13 protein-coding genes are annotated in these 19748 nt (G+C 72.0%); 6 read left to right on the top strand and 7 right to left on the bottom strand.

Features of this window, described 5'->3' with window-relative positions; translation table 11 throughout:
- The first annotated feature begins 174 nt into the window (after positions 1-174).
- The 4 genes from ACSJJR_RS02505 (at position 175) to ACSJJR_RS02490 (ending at position 10414) form a co-directional block, all read left to right on the top strand.
- Positions 175-2223, top strand: a complete 2049-nt coding sequence (locus tag ACSJJR_RS02505; RefSeq protein WP_435941970.1) for an alpha-1,4-glucan--maltose-1-phosphate maltosyltransferase — start codon at positions 175-177, stop codon at positions 2221-2223.
- Positions 2220-3962 (top strand): maltose alpha-D-glucosyltransferase, encoded by a 1743-nt coding sequence (gene treS / locus ACSJJR_RS02500; protein ID WP_435941948.1) that lies wholly within the window; start codon positions 2220-2222, stop codon positions 3960-3962. Before ACSJJR_RS02505 ends, treS begins: the two co-directional genes overlap by 4 nt.
- A gap of 1533 nt (positions 3963-5495) precedes the next feature.
- Entirely contained in the window at positions 5496-7748 is a 2253-nt protein-coding gene (gene glgB, locus ACSJJR_RS02495) for a 1,4-alpha-glucan branching protein GlgB (RefSeq protein WP_435941969.1), read from the top strand.
- A gap of 302 nt (positions 7749-8050) precedes the next feature.
- Positions 8051-10414 carry a glycogen/starch/alpha-glucan phosphorylase gene (locus ACSJJR_RS02490; protein WP_435941947.1) on the top strand — a complete coding sequence of 788 codons (2364 nt, stop codon included), beginning with the start codon at positions 8051-8053 and terminating at the stop codon, positions 10412-10414.
- A gap of 186 nt (positions 10415-10600) precedes the next feature.
- Here the strand turns inward: ACSJJR_RS02490 and ACSJJR_RS02485 are convergent, their stop codons facing one another.
- From ACSJJR_RS02485 to ACSJJR_RS02475, 3 genes are all read right to left on the bottom strand, one after another.
- Complete coding sequence (locus ACSJJR_RS02485; protein ID WP_435941946.1) at positions 10601-11518, bottom strand: co-chaperone YbbN; 918 nt, start codon at positions 11516-11518, stop codon at positions 10601-10603.
- Between the two features lie 107 nt (positions 11519-11625).
- Positions 11626-12651 (bottom strand): twin-arginine translocation signal domain-containing protein, encoded by a 1026-nt coding sequence (locus tag ACSJJR_RS02480; RefSeq protein WP_435941944.1) that lies wholly within the window; start codon positions 12649-12651, stop codon positions 11626-11628.
- Positions 12651-13796 carry a hypothetical protein gene (locus tag ACSJJR_RS02475; RefSeq protein ID WP_435941942.1) on the bottom strand — a complete coding sequence of 382 codons (1146 nt, stop codon included), beginning with the start codon at positions 13794-13796 and terminating at the stop codon, positions 12651-12653. The genes ACSJJR_RS02480 and ACSJJR_RS02475 overlap by 1 nt, the downstream gene beginning before the upstream one ends.
- A 357-nt stretch (positions 13797-14153) precedes the next feature.
- On the opposite strand from ACSJJR_RS02475, the gene ACSJJR_RS02470 reads away from it, so the two are divergent.
- On the top strand, positions 14154-15476 hold the full coding sequence (locus ACSJJR_RS02470) for a hypothetical protein (protein ID WP_435941941.1): 1323 nt from the start codon (positions 14154-14156) through the stop codon (positions 15474-15476).
- 19 nt (positions 15477-15495) lie between these two features.
- On the opposite strand, the gene ACSJJR_RS02465 is transcribed toward ACSJJR_RS02470, so the two are convergent.
- Complete coding sequence (locus ACSJJR_RS02465; protein ID WP_435941939.1) at positions 15496-15867, bottom strand: GntR family transcriptional regulator; 372 nt, start codon at positions 15865-15867, stop codon at positions 15496-15498.
- A gap of 54 nt (positions 15868-15921) precedes the next feature.
- On the opposite strand from ACSJJR_RS02465, the gene ACSJJR_RS02460 reads away from it, so the two are divergent.
- Positions 15922-16422, top strand: coding sequence for a hypothetical protein (locus tag ACSJJR_RS02460; RefSeq protein ID WP_435941938.1), 501 nt, complete (start codon positions 15922-15924; stop codon positions 16420-16422).
- 82 nt (positions 16423-16504) lie between these two features.
- Here ACSJJR_RS02460 and ACSJJR_RS02455 read toward each other — a convergent pair whose 3' ends face one another.
- From ACSJJR_RS02455 to ACSJJR_RS02445, 3 genes are all read right to left on the bottom strand, one after another.
- Positions 16505-16795 (bottom strand): hypothetical protein, encoded by a 291-nt coding sequence (locus ACSJJR_RS02455; protein ID WP_435941937.1) that lies wholly within the window; start codon positions 16793-16795, stop codon positions 16505-16507.
- Between the two features lie 209 nt (positions 16796-17004).
- A complete protein-coding gene (locus ACSJJR_RS02450; RefSeq protein ID WP_435941936.1) occupies positions 17005-17994 on the bottom strand; it encodes a malate dehydrogenase in 990 nt (329 codons plus the stop codon).
- 258 nt (positions 17995-18252) lie between these two features.
- A complete protein-coding gene (locus tag ACSJJR_RS02445) occupies positions 18253-19617 on the bottom strand; it encodes a dicarboxylate/amino acid:cation symporter (RefSeq protein WP_435941935.1) in 1365 nt (454 codons plus the stop codon).
- Positions 19618-19748 lie beyond the last annotated feature (131 nt).

The following is a 19748-nucleotide window of genomic DNA, read 5'->3' as shown; positions in this document are numbered from 1 at the left end:
ACCGAGGAGGTGGGCGCGGGCTCGGGTGAGCGGCGATGTGACTCGCGCCCTCACAGCCCGTACCCTTTGACTGTGACCGCGAACACGCCACAGAGCCCATCCGCCCCTACGACGTCCCGGAGGAAGAGGAAGGCTTCCGGCCCTGCGCCTGCCACGGAGCCGACGACGCCCGTCCTGCCGGCTCCCAGCGCCCCGGAGCCCGCCGCCTACTTCCCCATCGGCCGCATCCCCGTCACCGAGGTCTTCCCCGTCGTCGAGGACGGACGCTGGCCCTCCAAGGCCGTGCCCGGTGAGGTCTTCCCCGTGCGCGCCACCGTCTTCCGCGAGGGGCACGACCGCTTCGGCGCCACCGCCGTGCTCGTGCGCCCCGACGGCACCGACGGCCCCAGCGCCCGCATGCACGAGGTCGCCAAGGGACTGGACCGCTATGAGGCGCGCCTGGCCGCCGACGCCCCCGGCGACTGGGGCCTGCGGGTGGAGGGCTGGTCCGACCCCTACGCCACCTGGAGCCACGACGCCAGCATCAAGGTCCCCGCCGGCATCGACGTCGAGCTCATGCTCGAGGAGGGCGCCCGGGTCCTGGAGCGCGCCGCGCACGTGCCCGGACGCGAGGGCGCCGACGCCGCCGTCCTCACGGCGGCCGCCGCCGTCCTGCGCGACGCCTCCCTCCAGCCGGCCCAGCGTCTGGCCGCCGGCCACAGCCCGCAGGTCACCGACGTGCTCGAGCGCCTACCGCTGCGCGACCACCTCTCGCCCAGCGCCACCTACCCGCTGCAGGTGGACCGAGAGCGCGCCCTGGCCGGCTCCTGGTACGAGATCTTCCCGCGCTCGCTCGGCTCCGGCGTCGATGAGCACGGCGTCTGGCACACGGGCACGCTGCGCACGGCCGCCGCGCACCTGGACCGCATCGCCGCCATGGGCTTCGACGTGCTGTACCTCACCCCGATCTCCCCCATCGGCACCACCAACCGCAAGGGGCGCAACAACACGCTCACCGCCCGCCCCTGCGACCCGGGCTCCCCCTACGGCATTGGCTCACCGGACGGCGGCCACGACGCCATCCACCCGGACCTGGGCACCTTCGAGGACTTCGACGCCCTGGTCGCCCGGGCCGCGCAGCTCGGCATGGAGGTCGCCCTGGACCTCGCCCTGCAGTGCTCCCCGGACCACCCGTGGGTCACCGAGCACCCCGAGTGGTTCACCGTCCTGGCCGACGGCTCCATCGCCTACGCGGAGAACCCTCCCAAGAAGTACCAGGACATCTACCCCCTCAACTTCGACAACGACCCCGAGGGGATCTACCAGGCCATCCGTGACGTCGTCTACACGTGGATCGGCCACGGCGTGACGATCTTCCGCGTGGACAACCCCCACACCAAGCCCCTCGTGTTCTGGCAGCGCCTGCTGCGCGAGGTCCACTCCACCAACCCCGAGGTCCTCTTCCTCGCCGAGGCCTTCACCCGCCCGGCGATGATGCGCACACTCGGCAAGATCGGCTTCCACCAGTCCTACACGTACTTCGCGTGGCGCAACACGAGGCAGGAGCTGACCGACTACCTCGTGGAGCTGTCGCAGGAGACCGCCCACGTCCTGCGCCCGACCTTCTGGCCGACGACCCACGACATCCTCACGCCCTTCATGACGCACGGCACGATCCCGGCCTTCAAGCTCAGGGCCGTGCTGGCGGCGACCATGAGCCCCACCTGGGGCATCTACTCCGGCTACGAGCTGGCCGAGTCCGTCCCGCGCCCCGGCTACGAGGAGCAGATCGACAACGAGAAGTACGAGCTCAAGCCGCGCGACTTCGCCGCCGCGCGGGCCAACGGCATCGAGGACCTGCTCACCTCCCTCAACGCCGCGCGCGCCGCCCACCCGGCCCTGCGCCAGCTGCGCGACGTGTGGTTCCACGGCACGAGCGACGACAGCCTCATCGCATACTCCAAGCGTGTTGACGCCGCGCACAGCCCCACCGGCCGTGACGACGTGGTGCTCACGGTGGTCAACCTGGACCCGCACCACGCCCACGAGGGACAGGTGCTCCTCAACCTGGACCAGCTCGGCCTGCCCAAGGGGACGGACGGCTCACAGCCTGTCATCCGGGTCACGGACGAGCTCACCGGCCTGTCCTTCGAGTGGGGCGCCCACAACTACGTGCGGCTGGACCCCTTCGAGGGGCGTGTCGCGCACGTCTTCCGCGTCGAGGCGCTGGGAGCGTCGGCGTGAGCGGCACCAGCCTCTCCGTTGGCCTGCCCGGTGTTCCCGCGGTCCCCGCCGCCCCCCGCACCGGTCTGAGCGAGGACCCCCAGTGGTTCCGCACCGCCGTCTTCTACGAGGCGCTGCTGCGCTCCTTCGCCGACTCCGACTCCGACGGCGTGGGCGACTTCGCAGGCCTGACCTCCCGCCTGGACTACCTGGCCTGGCTGGGCGTCGACGCCATCTGGGTACCGCCCTTCTACCCCTCGCCCATGCGCGACGGCGGCTACGACATCAGCGACTACACGGGGATCGACCCACGCTACGGCACGGTCGAGGACTTCGAGGGGATGGTCCGCGAGGCCCACGCCCGAGGCATCCGCGTCGTCATCGACATGGTCCTCAACCACACCTCGGACGCCCACCCCTGGTTCCAGGCCTCGCGCTCGGACCCGTCGGGCCCCTACGGCGACTTCTACGTGTGGTCCGACTCCGACGAGGCCTACGCGGGCACGCGCGTCATCTTCGTGGACACCGAGTCCTCGAACTGGACGTGGGACGAGCAGCGCGGCCAGTTCTTCTGGCACCGCTTCTTCTCCCACCAGCCCGATCTCAACTACGACAACCCCGCCGTGGTCGAGGCCGTCACCGACGTCGTGCGCTTCTGGGCGCGCACGGGCGTGGACGGCTTCCGCCTGGACGCGATCCCCTACCTCGTGGAGCGCGAGGGCACGAGCAGCGAGAACCTGCCTGGCACGCACGCCGTCGTCGCACGGCTGGCGGCAGTGCTCGCCGAGGAGTTCCCGGGCACCATCACCATCGCCGAGGCCAACCAGATGCCCAGCGAGGTCGTCGCCTACTTCGGCACGCCCGAGGCCCCGGAGTGCACGATGTGCTTCCACTTCCCGGTCATGCCGCGCATCTTCCGCTCCCTGCGGGAGGGCAGCGCGGACTCGATCCGCCAGGTGCTCGCCGAGACGCCGGACATCCCGGCCCACGGGCAGTGGGGCACCTTCCTGCGCAACCACGACGAGCTCACCCTGGAGATGGTGACCGAGGACGAGCGCGCCCTCATGTACGGCTGGTACGCCCCCGAGGAGCGCATGCGCGCCAACGTGGGGATCCGGCGTCGGCTGGCCCCTCTGCTGGGTGACAGCCGCGACGAGCTCATGCTGGCCCACGCGCTGCTGCTGTCCCTGCCGGGCTCGCCGTGCCTGTACTACGGCGACGAGATCGGCATGGGCGAGGACATCTGGCTCGAGGACCGCGACGCTGTGCGCACCCCGATGCAGTGGGACCGCAGCAGGCACATGGGCTTCTCGAGCGCGCCGCAGGACGCGGCGCTCACGCTGCCGCTCATCAGCGCCCCGGGCTGGGCCGAGCGCAACGTCGCCGACGCCCTGGCGGACCCCGGCTCACTGCTTCACGCGCTGCGCGGCCTTCTGACGGTGCGCCGTCAGCACCCGGCCCTGGGACGGGGCTCCTTCCTCATGCGCGCCTCCTCCAGCGCCGCTGTCCTGGCCCACACGCGCCAGGACCTGTCCCCCGACGGCGAGGTCCTGCTGTGCCTGGCGAACGTCAGCGAGGAGGCGTGCGAGGCCGTCATCGGCCTCGAGGACCTGGCTGGCGCCCGCACCGGCGTCGTCCTGGGCGGCCCCGAGGGCTCCGGCGAGGACGCGGCGGTGGGTGAGGACGGCCGCCTGGGCGTCACCCTCGTTCCTCGCGGCTACCGCTGGCTGAGTCTGTCGCTACCTGTGAAGGAGTCCTGAACCATGGCCCGTCCACTTCTCTGGCCCGACGACGAGGTGCTGCTGAGCGCGGTCCTGGCGTGGGCCTGCGAACGGCGCTGGTCCCCCCTCAGGGGAACCGTCCCGCCGGTCTCGCGCTGCTGCGTCGCCGCCGACGTCGCCCTGGCCCCGGGGGTGCGTGACCTGGTGATCTGTCTGCCGGCGGGCGGTGCCGATGAGTCGGCCAGGGTGCTGCTGCACGTGCCGCTCGTCCTGGCAGAGGCCGCCGACCTCGAGCGCCTGACCGGTGAGTCTGAGGCCGCGGGCGCCGCGGGCGTGCTGCTGGAGGACGGCACCGCCCTCGTGGACGGCCCCCACCACCCCGCCTTCTGGCGGGCCTGGGCCGACGCCGTCCTCGAGGCCGGCACCGCCTTGAGCCCCACGGCGGTTCAGGCGGTCGCCCAGCGGGCCGAGCGCCTGCGCGTGACCACGGGTGAGCAGTCGAACACGAGCGTCATCCTGCCCGCCCCGCAGGGGCCCCTATCCCCGGCAGGGCAGGAGGGCGACCCCGCCGCGGGCGCTGCCGGGGAGGGTGTCGCGCAGCAGGACGCGGCGACGCCCGACCTCATCGTCAAGCTCCTGCGCGTGCTCGAGCCTGGGCGCAACCCCGATGTCGAGGTCCCCGTCGCCCTGGCCCGCAACGGCTGGGACCGGGTGCCCGCTCCGGTGGCGTGGTCCTCACTGGACCTCCTCGTGCCCGGCTCGTCCACCCCCCTGAGCGCGGACGCCGCCGTCGCCACGACCTTCGTGGCCGGGGCGGAGGACGGCTTCGCGCTGTTCTGCTCCCTGGCGGGGCAGGACGACGGTCCGGGCGGTCCCACCCGACTGCGTGCCCTCGCCCTGGCCGACGAGCTCGGCGAGACGACCGCCCAGATGCACGAGCACCTGGCCGCCGCCCTGGGCACGAGCGCCCCCGGGTCCCCTGGGGACCTCGCCCAGGCCCTGCGCGCACGCGCCGACTGGGCCATGGGCGAGGTCCCCGCCCTGGCCGCCCAGGTGCCCGACCTCGCCCAGCGGGTGGAGCAGGTGCTCTCCCGCCTGTCGGACCTGCCGGGCCTGCCCTCCGCCTGCCGTGTCCACGGCGACTACCACCTGGGCCAGACGCTCCACGGCGCCGGCGCCCACGGACACTGGTACGTGCTCGACTTCGAGGGCGAGCCGCTGCGCCCGCTGGCGCAGCGGTGTGTGCACGACCAGCCGTTGCGTGACGTGGCGGGCATGCTGCGCTCCTTCGACTACGCGGCGGCCGTCGGCGGTGCCACGCACGCCACGTGGTTGGCCGAGGTCCGCCGGGCCTTCCTCGAGGGCTACCGCCGGGTCCTGCCGGCCACGGGCGATGACGCCAGCCGGGACAGCACCGTCATCGCCGCTCTCGAGCTCGACAAGGCCTTATACGAGGCCGTCTACGAGGCCCGTCACCGTCCGCGCTGGATGCCTGTCCCACTGACCGGGATCTGTAGGGTCCTTGGTACAAAGTCCCCCTCCGTCCCCAACACCCATGGAAGAGTGGAAAGTATGAGCGACGTCACCGCCCCCGAGCCCCGCCCCTCCGCGACCAGCAGCACGCCCGCCCCCCGCACCCCCGTCGGCCCCGTGCCGGTTGAGCCCTGGGTGCTGGCAGACGTCGCCTACGCGCGTTACCACAACCCCCACGAGGTCCTCGGCGCCCACCTGGGCGAGCACGGGGTCACGATCCGCACCGTGCGCCACCTCGCTGACGCCGTCGCCGTCGTCACGGCTGAGGGCACCTTCCCGGCCGAGCACGAGCAGGACGGCGTGTGGGTGGCGCTCCTGCCCGGTGACGTCATTCCCGACTACCGGCTCGACGTCACCTACGGCAGCGAGACGACTCGGGTGGACGACCCCTACCGCTTCATGCCGACCCTGGGCGAGATGGACACCTACCTCATCTCCGAGGGCCGTCACGAGGCCCTGTGGGAGGTCCTGGGCGCCCACGTCAAGACCTACGACGGCACGATGGGCGAGGTGTCCGGCACGGCCTTCGCCGTGTGGGCGCCCAACGCCCGCGCCGTGCGCGTCGTCGGCGACTTCAACTACTGGGACGGTACCGCCACCGCCATGCGCTCCCTGGGCGCCTCGGGCGTGTGGGAGCTGTTCGTGCCCGGGGTGGGAGTGGGCGCCCGTTACAAGTACGAGATCTGCTTCGCCGACGGCTCCTGGCACCAGAAGGCCGACCCGCTGGCACGCGCCACCGAGGTGCCGCCGGCCACCGCATCCGTCGTCACCGACCAGTTCCACGAGTGGGGCGACCAGGAGTGGATGGAGCGCCGGGCCACCACGGACCCGCACTCGGGGCCGATGAGCATCTACGAGCTGCACGTGGGCTCCTGGCGCCAGGGCCTGGGCTACCGGGGCCTGGCCGACGAGCTTGTCCCCTACCTCCAGGAGACCGGCTTCACGCACGTCGAGTTCCTGCCGGTGGCTGAGCACCCCTTCGGCGGCTCCTGGGGCTACCAGGTGACCGGGTACTACGCCCCCACCGCGCGCTTCGGCACCCCGGACGACTTCCGTTACCTCATCGACCGGCTCCACCAGGCCGGCATCGGCGTCATCCTCGACTGGGTGCCCGCCCACTTCCCCAAGGACGAGTGGGCTCTGGCGCGCTTCGACGGCACCTCCCTGTACGAGGACCCGGACCCGCAGCGCGGAGAGCACCCCGACTGGGGCACGTACATCTTCAACTTCGGGCGCAATGAGGTGCGTAACTTCCTCGTCGCCAACGCCCTGTACTGGCTTGAGGAGTTCCACGCCGACGGCCTGCGCGTGGACGCGGTGGCCTCCATGCTCTACCTCGACTACTCGCGCAAGGAGAACCAGTGGCACCCCAACCAGTTCGGCGGGCGTGAGAACCTGGAGGCCATCAGCTTCCTGCAGGAGGCGACCGCCACCGCCTACCGCAAGAACCCTGGCATCGTCATGGTGGCCGAGGAGTCAACGGCGTGGCCGGGGGTGACCACCCCCACCGAGTACGGCGGCCTCGGCTTCGGGCTCAAGTGGAACATGGGCTGGATGAACGACACCCTGCGCTACATGCAGGAGGAGCCGATCAACCGGCGCTACCACCATGGCGAGCTCACCTTCTCGCTCGTGTACGCCTTCTCCGAGCAGTTCGCCCTGCCGCTGAGCCACGACGAGGTCGTGCACGGCAAGGGCTCCCTGCTGTCCAAGATGCCGGGCGACCCCTGGCAGGAGCTGGCGAACCTGCGTGCCCTGTACGCCTACCAGTGGTCGCACCCGGGCAAGCAGCTGCTGTTCATGGGCCAGGAGTTCGGTCAGGGCTCGGAGTGGAACGCGGACGTCTCCCTGGACTGGTGGATCCTGGATGACCCGGGCCACCAGGGCCTGCTGCGCCTGGTGAGCGACCTCAACTCCGTCTACACCTCCTCGCCCGCGCTGTGGGCGGACGACTTCTCCCACCGCGGCTTCGAGTGGATCGAGGCGGGCGACGGCGACCACAACGTCCTGTCCTACCTGCGCAAGGGCGTGGGGCCTGACGGACGCAACGACCTCATCGTCGTCGTCGTCAACTTCGCCGGGACCCCGCACGAGGGCTACCGGGTGGGTCTGCCCTTCGCGGGAGGCTGGGACGAGGTCATCAACACTGACGCCCCCGAGTACGGCGGCTCCGGTGTGGGCAACCTGGGTCATGTGGAGGCCGAGGAGCTGCCGTGGAACGGTCGTCCCGCCTCGGTGCGCCTGCGCGTGCCCCCGCTGGGCGCCGTGTTCCTGCGCCCGAGCAGGGACTGAGCACCATCACGGTTGGGTGGGGGCGGCTGCCTGTGGCAGCCGCCCCCACCGTCGTCCCCGCGCCGTCAGGCGCCCGGCCCGGCCGCACCGCCCCCGGTCCGCTGACCCGCCCGAGCGGGCCGCCGCATCGGCGTCCTCACACGAGCCGCCTGCCACTCACCACGCGGTTATCGGACCTGATTCGGTACGCTGGTTGTTGGACGGGGACGCCATCCGCGCGTCGCCGCCCTTGCCCCGAACGCTCTGCACGCCGCTGTCCCACCAGGCAGCAGCGGACCCGTCGTCTGACAAGGGAAGAACTAATGACGCAGAACCTGGCCAGCACCGTGCCCTCGCAGGTGCGTGCGGTCTCCGGCCGACCCGCCGAGGCCTCCACCCCCATGGAGGTCTGGCAGGGCCTGTCCGCCGCCGCCGTCGACGCCATCGCCGACCACTGGCACGCCACGGACGAGCGCTACCGCGCCGGACGCATGGAGCACTACTTCTCCGCCGAGTTCCTCATGGGCCGCGCCCTGCTCAACAACCTCACCAACCTCGGGCTGGTCGAGGAGGCTGACAAGGCCGTGGGCGCCTTCGGGCAGAACCTCACCGACGTCCTCGAGCAGGAGCCCGACGCCGCCCTGGGCAACGGAGGCCTGGGGCGCCTGGCCGCCTGCTTCCTCGACTCCTGCGCCACCCTCGACCTGCCGGTCAACGGCTACGGCATCCTCTACCGCTACGGCCTGTTCAAGCAGCTCTTCGACGACGGCTTCCAGACCGAGCACCCCGACGCCTGGATGGAGGAGGGGTACCCCTTCGTCATCCGCCGTGAGGAGGCCCAGCGCATCGTCCGCTACCAGGACCTCACCGTGCGCGCTGTCCCCCACGACATGCCCATCACCGGCTACGGCACGCGCAACGTCAACACGCTGCGCCTGTGGAAGGCCGAGCCGATGGAGGAGTTCGACTACGAGGCCTTCAACTCCCAGCGCTTCACCGACGCCATCGTCGAGCGCGAGCGCACCGCGGACATCTCCCGGGTCCTCTACCCCAACGACACGACCTACGAGGGCAAGGTCCTGCGTGTGCGCCAGCAGTACTTCTTCTGCTCGGCCTCCCTGCAGGAGATCATCGACACCTACGTCGCCCACCACGGCGAGGACCTGCGCGGCTTCTCCACCTACAACGCCATCCAGCTCAACGACACCCACCCCGTCCTCGCCATCCCCGAGCTCATGCGCCTGCTCATGGACGAGCACGGCCTGGGCTGGGACGAGGCCTGGGCCGAGGTCACCAAGACCTTCGCCTACACCAACCACACCGTGCTCGCCGAGGCCCTGGAGACCTGGGAGGTCTCCATCTTCGAGCGGCTCTTCCCGCGCGTGCTCGAGATCGTCTACGAGATCGACCGCCGCTTCCGTGCGCAGATGCGCGAGCGCGGCCTCGACGAGGCCACCATCGCCTACATGGCGCCCGTCCAGGACGGCGTCGTGCGCATGGCCTGGATCGCCTGCTACGCCGCCTACTCCATCAACGGCGTGGCCGCCATCCACACCGAGATCATCAAGCGCGACACCCTCAAGGAGTGGCACGCCGTCTGGCCCGAGCGCTTCAACAACAAGACCAACGGCGTGACCCCGCGCCGCTGGCTGCGCCAGTGCAACCCGCGCCTGTCCGCCGTCCTGGACGACGTCGTCGGCGACGACTCCTGGGTGCGTGACCTGTCCGTGCTGTCCCGGTACACCGCGGACGTCAGTGACGAGGTCCTCGACCGCCTCACCGAGGTCAAGCGCGCCAACAAGGCGGACTTCGCCGCCTGGGTCCTCGAGCGCGAGGGTGTCGAGATCGACCCCGAGGCCGTCTTCGACGTCCAGATCAAGCGCCTGCACGAGTACAAGCGCCAGCTGCTCAACGCCCTGTACATCCTGGACCTGTACTTCCGCATGAAGGAGGACCCGTCCCTGGTGGTGCCCAAGCGCGTCTTCGTCTTCGGTGCGAAGGCCGCCGCGGGCTACGTGCGAGCCAAGGCGATCATCAAGCTCATCAACACCATCGCCGAGCTGGTCAACAACGACCCGGTCGTCTCGCGCACCCTCAAGGTCGTCTTCATCCACAACTACAACGTCTCCCCCGCCGAGCACATCATCCCGGCCGCTGACGTCTCCGAGCAGATCTCGATGGCCGGCAAGGAGGCCTCGGGCACCTCGAACATGAAGTTCATGATGAACGGCGCCCTCACCCTGGGCACCCTCGACGGCGCCAACGTCGAGATCCTCGACCAGGTCGGCGAGGACAACGCCTACATCTTCGGTGCCACCGAGGACGAGCTGCCCGTGCTGCGCGAGTCCTACGACCCGCGCCAGGCCTATGAGACCGTCCCCGGTCTCAAGCGCGTGCTCGACGCCCTCATCGACGGCACCCTCGACGACCGCGGCACGGGAGGCTTCGCGGACATCCGCCGCTCCCTGCTCGAGGCGGGCTACGAGAGCGCCGACGTCTACTACGTCCTGGGTGACTTCGCCGCCTACCGCGAGGCCAAGGACCGCATGGCCGCCGACTACGCCGACCAGCGCGCCTGGCAGCGCAAGGTGTGGGTCAACATCACCGGCTCCGGGCGCTTCTCCTCCGACCGCACGATCAGCGACTACGCCCGCGAGGTGTGGAGGATCGAGCCCGAGTCCGTGTGACCTGGAGTCCGGGGACAAAGAGGAGGAAAGGGGGGGGCTCTTGCGGGGGGGGTGGGGAAGGGGCCCCACCGCCTCATCGCACAGCACCGCTCCCCCACAGCCCGGGTGCGGTCCCACCGCGGCCCCGGGGAGCGGTTCCACCGCAGCCCCGCACGGCCCCGCGCCCGCCCGGGAGCGGCGGCGCGCTCAGAACAGGAGCGTGGCCAGCTGGCGCCGGGCGCGGGCGACCTCGGGGGACCCGGAGCCGATGACCTCGAAGAGCTCGAGCAGGCGCAGGCGCGCCCTGTCACGCTCCTCGCCCGTGTGGCTGCGCACGGCCTCCAGGGCACGGCCCAGGGCGGCGCTGACGTCCCCCAGGGCCAGGGCGGCGTCGGCGGCCGCCAGCGCGGCCTCGACGTCGTCGGGAGCGGCCTGCGCCGCCGCCAGCAGCGCACGCGGGTCCTTGCCGTCCATGCGGGCGAGCACGCGCACCTGGCTGCGCGCCACCCGGAGTGCGTCGTCCCCCGGGTTCTGTGCCACTGCGTGGTCGTAGACCTCGATGGCGGCCTCGTAGTCGCCGCGCTCGATCGCCTCTCGGGCGGCACGCTCGACCTCCGTCTCCTCCGGCTCGCTGGGGCCCTGGTCAGTGCCGAGGGCGACGCGTCCGCGCACGCCGTTGGCGGCAGCGAGCTCGAGGAGCTGGTCGAGGATCTGGCGCAGCTGCTCGTGGGGGACAGCCCCCTGGAACATGGCCACCGGCTGCCCCGCGAGCAGCGCCAGGACCGTGGGCACGGCAGTGACCTGTAGGGCCTGGGCGACCTCGGGGGCGGCGTCGGCGTCCAGGCGCGCAAGCTCGAAGCGCCCACCCATGTCCGCGGCCAGGCGCTCGAGCTGGGCCGCGACCTCGGTGGACACCTGGGACCGGGGCGTGAAGGCGACGACGACCACCGGCACCTCGGTGGAGACCTGGGCGACGTCACGCAGGTTGTCGGCGGTGAGCTCAACGACGAGCGGCGCCGGGTAGGTCGGGGGCTGCCCACCCTCCCCCGGCGCCCCGGTGGAGGCAGCCGTCTTGTCCTGGCGCTGCGCGAGGCCGGACAGGTCCACGGCTCCAAACATGCTCATGTGTGTCTCCTTCCCGGGCACGGTGGCCCGACGTGGTCTGCTGGCACGCCAGGCGGCGTGCGCAGGGGCCCCGCGGCGGCGCCGTGGGGCCCCTCGTGTCCTTAAGGTCAGACGGGCGCCTGGGAGTCGTCCCGCTCGACCGCGGCCAGCACGGCGTCCGTCCCCAGGACGGTGCTGCGGCCCCCGGCGCTGGCGGAGGGCACCGCGAAGGACACCATGGCGTCGTAACGGGCGAGGACGGTTCCGATGATCTCGGTGCTGGCGCCGAGCATCCGTCCGACGTTGCCACCGAGCCGGAGGGTGGATCCGGCGACCGTCTTGCGGTACTCGGTGGTCCAGGTCAGGGCTGCGGTGAAGATGGCTCCGCCGTCGGCGGTGCGCAGACCACGCAGGCCGTCTTCGTGGGCGGCGGCCGTGACGGTGACGGTGCCCATGCCGGACAGGTCGATCGCCCGGTCCGAGGCGATGCGCTGGCGCAGGGCGTCATCGGCGAAGGCGGAGGCGCTGTCCCCGTCGGGGTTGTTGAGGGCGTCGAGGTAGGCCTCAACGACGTCGCGGGGCTGGGCCAGCAGTGAGGAGGACGGCTCCCCGGCCTCGGGATTGCCCTCCGGGGTGACCTCGACGGCACCGACGGAGGAGCTGGGCGTCGCGGGGACCTCGACGTCGCCGAGCCGGGTCCAGGACCACAGCGCGTAGTCCTCGCGGGCCGCGTCCTGAGTGAGGGTGAGGTAGTAGGTGGGCTCGCCGTCAGCCGGCTTGGTGATGACGACGGCGGTGCGCGGGAAGCCGCTGGTGAGCCCGACGACGCCGGCCTGCACCTCGGTGGTGAAGCGGTGGATGTGGGTGTCGTCCCCGGCCAGGGTGGCCAGGGCGTACTCCTGCGCGCGCACGCGCTCGGCGGGGCCGGTGAGGTAGCCAGCTAAGAGGGTGGCGTCCTTGGCCTCGTCCGCGGCCTCCAGACCCGTCTGCACACGTGCGAGGACGGTGGCCAGGCGCGTGGCGTCCAGAACGGGGTGCGAGGGCGTGGCGGTGGGAGGAGTGGCCGTCGGCAGGCCGTGGGAGCAGGCGCCCAGGGCCGCGGCCGCGGCGGCGGCTGCGGCGCCGGTGATGAAGGTGCGACGGGTGCTCGTCATCAGTTGTCCTCCTCGTCGTTGTGGTCCGTGAGGTCGTCGGCGGTCCCGTCGCCCCGGCCCTGCGTGCCGGTGACGGCGAAGGCGGTGTCGTCCGCGAGCGCGCGGGCACTGCGGTGGGCCGCGGTGGCCTGGAGGTCCAGCCCCGGCACCACGGCCGAGCCGCGCGAGGCCCCGGCCTGCTGGACGGTGTCCTGTGCGGGGCCCACCGGCGGGGCGGCGACGCCGTCGAGGAGCACGGCGCCGGTGCGCGGATCCACCCACTCCTCCCCGGCGGCCTCGGCACGCTCCTTGTCCCTCTTCTCGCGGCGGGTGAGCGGACGGTCGGGGTCGCCCACACGCGGGATGGTGACGGTCTGCACGGAGTCGGCTGCGGCGAGGCGGGCGGCGCGCTCGGCGGCACGGCGGCGGCGCTCCTCGTCGGCGCGACGCATCTGCAGGTCGAACAGCACGCCCCCGACGCCCCCGAGGATGAGGAGGGCCCCCAGGACGAGCCCCGGGATGAAGAACGGCGTGTCCACCGGTCGTAGCCAGGACAGGGTGAGCACGGGCGCGGCGGAGGAGCCGTCGGTGGCGGCCAGCACGACGAGGTCGGAGTCCGTGGCGTCCAGGTCGAGCGTGGCGCTGTCACGGCCGGTGACGACGCTCTGCCACAGGACCGAGCCTGCGGGGTCCGCACCCGATGCCCTCAGGGGCGTGCAGCCCGAGGTGGGCGCGCTGGCACTCGGCTGGGCGCTGGCACTCGGCTGGGCGCTCGCACTCGGCTGGGCGCTGGCCGTCCCAGAGGCCTGCGCCGTCGCCCCGGCTGTGTCCCCGGCCTCCTCGGCGCAGCGCTCGGTCACGTTCCGGGAGGACAGGACGTTCCAGTCCGTCAGGCCGGTGACCGAGACGTAGGGGTCGTCGGCGAGCCAGGCACGCGCGTCGGCGGAGTAGGCGACGGCGATGCGCACGTTGTGGCCCTCGGCCGTGGCCGTGACCGTCACGTCGGAGCCGGCCATGCCCAGCACACCGGGCTCGACGAGCACGTAGGGCTGGTCGGGCGCCTGCGCGAGCGACGCCGTCGCCGTCGCGCTGGGGCGCCACACGGTGGCGGAGCAGACGGCGAGCACGATGACGACGAGGCCGAGGAACGCGGTGACCGCACTCACGATTCGTCGGTTCACGACGTGGACTCCTTGCTGTCGGTGACGAGGTGTCCGGCTCCATACCCGGCTCAGGCGGCTGCCCGAGCCCGCCGCACGGGCCTGACGCCTCAGAATCCCACGGTCCTGGCGCGCTGCGCAGTGCTCCCGGGCAATCTCACAGCAGCCTGCGCCCTGAGCGGACAGCAGGACAGGGACCTGACAGGAACCGGTGCGACAGGCACGGCAAGCGGCCGGAGGCCGACGTCGTGGAACTGACGACGTCGGCGGACACCTACTCGTCGCACCGCCCGCCCGTGGCTACCCTGGGCTCAGACGGCCCGACGCCGTCCCGACGCATCACCACCGACTGGAGGCACCACCATGGCCGAGGCGACCGAGGACTTCGCCATCACCATGCGCGGCTACGACCGCGCGCAGGTTGACCAGCGCATCGAGCTCCTCAGCCGCGGCCTCGCCGAGGCGCGCCGCGAGGTCGACAGCCTCGACCGCCGCGCCATGACGCTCGCCGGTGAGCTCGCCGAGGCGCAGCGGCGCCTGCGGGAGACCGACAAGCCCACCTACTCGGGGCTCGGCTCGCGCATCGAGCAGCTGCTGCGCAGCGCCGAGGAGCAGTCGGCCTCCGTCCTGTCCAAGGCGACCTCCGAGGCGGACACCCTCGCCGCGCGGGCCTCCGCCAACGCCAGCCGCGTGACCGAGCGGGCCTCGAGCGAGGCGGCGGTGCTCCTGGCGGACGCCCGCCGGGAGGCTGGCGAGCTGCGCTCGAATGCCGAGGCCGAGGCCTCCACCGTCCTGTCCAACGCCCGCTCCCGCGCGGACGAGCTTGTGGGCTCGGCCGAGCGCCGGGCCGCCCAGGTGGCCTCCGACGCCGCCGCACAGGCGACGACGACCACTGCCGGGGCCGAGCGCGAGGCCGGGCTCGTGCTCGCCCAGGCCCGCAAGAGCGCCACGGAGATCACGGTCTCCGCCGAGCGTGAGGCCACCAGGACCCGGGAGGAGGCCGCGGCGGAGGCCGACGCGCTGCGGGCCTCGAGCACCGCTGAGGCCACGGCCCTGCTCGAGCGCGCCCGCGCCGAGGCGGACGCCCTGCTGGACGGTGCCCGCGCCGAGGCACAGACCCTGCGCCGCCAGGCCCAGGACGAGGCCACCGCCGCCCGTGCGGAGGCCACTGAGCTGCGTCACCAGGCCTCCCTCGAGATCGCCGCGGCCCACGAGGCGGCTGCCGCGGAGGACTCGCGGGCCCACGAGGAGGCCGCTGCCCGCGTGCGTGCGATGAACGAGGAGGCCAGGGCGCAGGCCGCTGAGGCCGAGGCCCGCCTGCAGGAGGCGGTGGACCGCGCCGAGGCCGTGCGCGCGCAGACCGACGCAGCCGCTCGTGCGCGTCAGGAGGAGGCCGAGCACCAGGCGGAGGAGCTGCTGCGCCAGGCCCGTGCCGAGGCCGAGGCGATGGTGGAGGACGCGCGGCTGAGCGCGGAGTCCCGTATCGGCGCAGCGACCCGCCAGGTCGAGGAGCTCGAGCGCCAGCGCGACTCGGTGGCCGGCTACCTGGAGGAGATGCGCGGGGTCCTGGGCGCTGCCGGGGCCCAGGGGCCGGTGTACTCCGGGGTCATCACCGAGGCCCTTGACGGCTCCGGGCAGCCAGAGGAGGCCGAGGAGACCTCCTCGGCCCAGGAGACCGAGGACTGAGCCGCCCAGTCTCCCCTCATCACCGCGGTCCCGCAGTCCCCCAGGCGGCGTGCAGGAGGGACTGGGCCTGCGCGAGCGTCAGGCCGGCGCCCTTCATGGCGCGGGCGAAGCGCAGGGCCTCGCGCTGCCCGGCCCCGGGCTCGACGACGAAGGTCCCCAGACGGCCCCTGCCCTCGATGACGCCCTCCTCCTCAAGTGCCCGGTAGGCCTTGGCCACGGTGTTGACGGCCACGCCCAGCGCCTGAGCCAGCGAACGGGTGGTCGGCATCCGGGTCCCCGCGCCCAGGGCGCCGTCCTCGACGCGCTGGCGCACGACGTCACAGATCTGTGTGAAGACGGGGACCGTTGACTGCGTGTCGAGGACGATGCCCAGGTCCTGGCTGCTGCTCATACCACTAGTGTGCGCCCCGGCGGCCGGGCCGGCACCTGGACGTAGGCTGGCTCCATGCCCATCAGTGCCGCCCCGGTCCCCTCCCCCTCCGGCCCTCGGGAGGGCTCCGGCCCCCGCGCCCAGGACGCGGACTGGGCCACGCAGCGACGTCAGGCAGCGGCCGAGCGGGCCCGGATGCTGCAGGCGCGTGCGGACGCCGAGCACGCCCGCGCCGCCAGGATCGTGTCGCTCTTCGTCCAGGTGGCACGCGCCCAGGACCTCGCGGCCCAGCCGCTCGTGGTGCAGGGCTACGGCTCCGGCACGGCGCGCACCCCGCTCAAGGGCTGGTACCTGCGTGCGGACCGGACGGTGGCCATCGACGTCGATGGCCGCTTCTACGTCCTGTCGAAGCCCCTGAGCCTGAGGGAGCGGCTCCTGGGGACCGTGCCGGTGGCCGAGCCGGTGCCGATGACCATCGGGGAGGGTGGGCGCGACGGGGACATTGTGCCGCTGCGCTTCGCGCTCGAACGCCTGTTGCCGGGGTGGGAGGCCCTGTCCCCCGAGCCGCTGGCCTGACGCAGGAGCCTCAACGGTGCCGGGGCCTCCCGGGCCCCAGCGTCCTCGGCGGCTCGCCTGCGCCGTGCGGCAGCCGGGCCGGTCACCACAGGTGGCGCTCCCAGCAGGAGGTGTGCCAGTGACGGCGCTCCTCGAGGCCGCGGTCTGCCCCGAAGAGGTGGTCGTTGCTCCAGGCGACGACGTGTGGCGTCCCCGGAGGGATCTGCCGGTGGCAGGCGGGGCAGGTGTAGGACTTGGCTCCCCCGCGCAGGTGACGGACGGTGAAGCTGGCTCCGCCAGGGCCGGTCTGCGTGCGCGGCAGCGAGGCGAGGTGCTTGGTGTCCAGCGGGACGTGTGGCGCCCCGTAGGGCCGCTTGGAGCTGCGCCGTGCCATGTCTAGACCCTATCGCCGCGGCCACGCGGGCGGCACCGGGGCTCCCAAGCCGGCACCGCCCCCCCTTGAGCTTGTCCTGCCCCCTGTGGCGGCACTGAGCCCTGAGTCCTCACGTCGGCTTCTGCCCCGTGTGGTCAGGTCCCGGCGTGAGGACTCAGGGCTCAGCGCGGTAGGCCGTGGTCGTCTCAGGCCCGGATGAGGAGAGTCGCTCAGATGAGGCCCATCGAGGCGACGGTGTTCTTCTCCTCGAGGAGCTCGGCGGCGGAGGCGTCGATCTTCGCACGGGAGAAGTCGTCGATCTCCAGGCCCTCGACAACCTTCCACTCACCGTTGACCGAGGTGCACGGGAAGGAGGAGATGATGCCCTCCGGGACGCCGTACTGTCCCTCGCTCATGATGGAGGAGGAGGTCCAGGAGTAGCCCTTGACGCCCAGGCACCAGTCGCGCACGTGGTCGATGGCGGCCGAGGCGGCCGAGGCGGCCGAGGACGCGCCCCGGGCCTCGATGATGGCGGCGCCGCGCTTGGCGACGGTCGGGATGAAGTCGTCCTCGACCCAGGCGCGGTCGGCCAGGAGCTCAGGGATGGCCTGGCCCTTGACCGTGGCGTGGGTGAGGTCCGGGTACTGGGTGGTGGAGTGGTTGCCCCACACCGTGACCTTGTCGAGCTCGGAGACGTGGGCGCCGGTCTTGGCGGCCAGCTGGGCCAGGGCGCGGTTGTGGTCCAGGCGGGTCATCGCGGTGAAGCGGGAGGCCGGGATGTCCTTGGCGTGCGAGGCGGCGATGAGGGCGTTGGTGTTGGCGGGGTTGCCGACGACGAGCACCTTGATGTCGTCAGCGGCGCCGGCGTTGAGGGCCTCGCCCTGGGGGCCGAAGATGCCGCCGTTGGCGGACAGCAGGTCCGCGCGCTCCATGCCGGCCTTGCGGGGCATCGAGCCGACGAGGAAGGCGATGTTGGCACCCTCGAAGGCCTGCTTCGGGTCGTCGAAGATGTCGATGGAGCCCAGGGTCGGGAAGGCGGCGTCGAAGAGCTCCATGGCAGTGCCCTCGGCAGCCTTGATGGCCGGCGGGATCTCCAGCAGGCGCAGGTTGACGCGCTGGTCGGGGCCGAGGAGGGCACCGGAGGCAATGCGGAACAACAGGGCGTAACCGATGTTGCCGGCGGCACCGGTGATGGTGACGTTGACGGGGGCGTTGGCCATGAAGGACTCCTTCTAGGACGTTGGCGGCGGGCCGCAGGTGCCTGCAGCCGCTGAGAGGAGCCTACGGCCCGCAGCCACCGCACGCCCAGGACGATGGCCGCCCGTCGCCCCCGCCCAGCACGTCATCCGGGTCACACCCGGCACCCCTCAACCACGCCGGCGGCTCCCACCCTCACGGCACGAGGCAAACCCCGTCCCCCGGGGACGCTCACAGGCGCCGCCGGCGGACGGGGTCCACCTCGTCAGGAGGCCAGGGGCTCAGCTCACGGCGTTGGGACCGGCCGCGGCGGCCGAGGCGGCCAGCTCCTCGGGGGAGACGACGCCCTCGACACTCACGCGGTCGAGGTACTTCATGCCGTCGAAGGACAGCTCGCGGGCGTTCTCGACGTCGCCGTCGGCGTTGAAGGTCCCACCCGCCATCGTGTCGATGACGATGGCGATGGCGCCGTCGCCCGTGACGTTGGTGGCGGTGCCGAAGGAGTCGAGGGCGATGTAGGTGGCGATCATGAGCGCGACCTGCGCGTCGTTGAAGCCGAGCATCGAGGACAGCAGACCGGTGGCCGCCATGATGGCGCCGCCGGGCACGCCCGGGGCCGCCACCATCGTGATGCCGAGCATGAAGATGAAGCCGACCCACTGGGCGGCGGAGACCGTCATGCCCTGGGTCAGGACGATGGCGAAGGCGAAGGCGAAGATCTTCGAGGTGGAGCCGGCCAGGTGGATCGTGGCGCACAGCGGCACGGTGAAGGAGGCGACGGCGCTGGACACGCCGTTCTTCTTCGTCTGGGCGAGGGTCACGGGGATGGTCGCCGCAGAGGAGGAGGTGCCCAGGGCCGTGAGGTAGGCGGGCAGCATGGTCGCCAGCGCCTTGACGGGGTTGCGGCGGCCGATGGCACCGGCGACAAGGTACTGCACCCCGAGGATGACGACCTCCAGCAGCAGGACGACGATGACCACCCGCACGAGCGTGCGCATGATCGACCAGGCCTCACCGGTGTACGTGAGGTTGAGGAAGATGCCGAAGATGTGCAGGGGCAGCAGCGGGATGATGATCTTCTCGATGAGCGAGGTGATGATGGCGCGGAACTCGATGAAGCCCTTGCGCAGGACGCCGCGCGGGACCATCGACAGGCCGATGCCGAGCACGAAGCTCAGCAGCAGGGCCGTCATGACGCCGACCGCGGCGGGCATCTCGACAGTGAAGTACGAGGTCAGGGCGCTGCCGGGCTCGGCGACCTCGGACAGGGCACCCGCACCCAGCAGGCGGGGGAAGACGCTCGCGCACACGAGGTAGGTGAGGAAGCCCGAGAAGAGCGTCGAGCCGTAGGCGATGGCTGCGGTGACGCCGAGCCACTTGCCCGCGCCGCGGCCCAGGTCCGCGATGGCGGGCGTCACCAGGCCGATGATGATGAGCGGGATGGAGAAGCTGAGGAACTGGCTGAAGAGGTCGGAGAAGGTCGCGAAGACGCGGCCCACAGTCATGGGGACGAGGTGGGTGCCGCCGACCTTGACACTTCCGAGGAGCAGGGCGAGGACGATCGCGGTGAGGACCCAGACGAGGATCCCGCCCTTGGCGAGGAATCCGCGCTGGTCAGCGGGGCTGTTCGTGGTCGCGGTGGACATGTCCGGCCTTCCGAGGGATGAGGTGCCGGGAGCGGGGATGCTGCCCGGTGCGTCGGCAGCATGCCACACGTGCCAGCCCCGCACCGACTCGGGCACACATCGCGGGCGCGGCGTGCCGGCCGGCGGCCCTG

Source organism: Actinomyces sp. W5033 (genome assembly GCF_051303165.1).
This window is presented reverse-complemented; position numbering and strand designations above follow the sequence as displayed.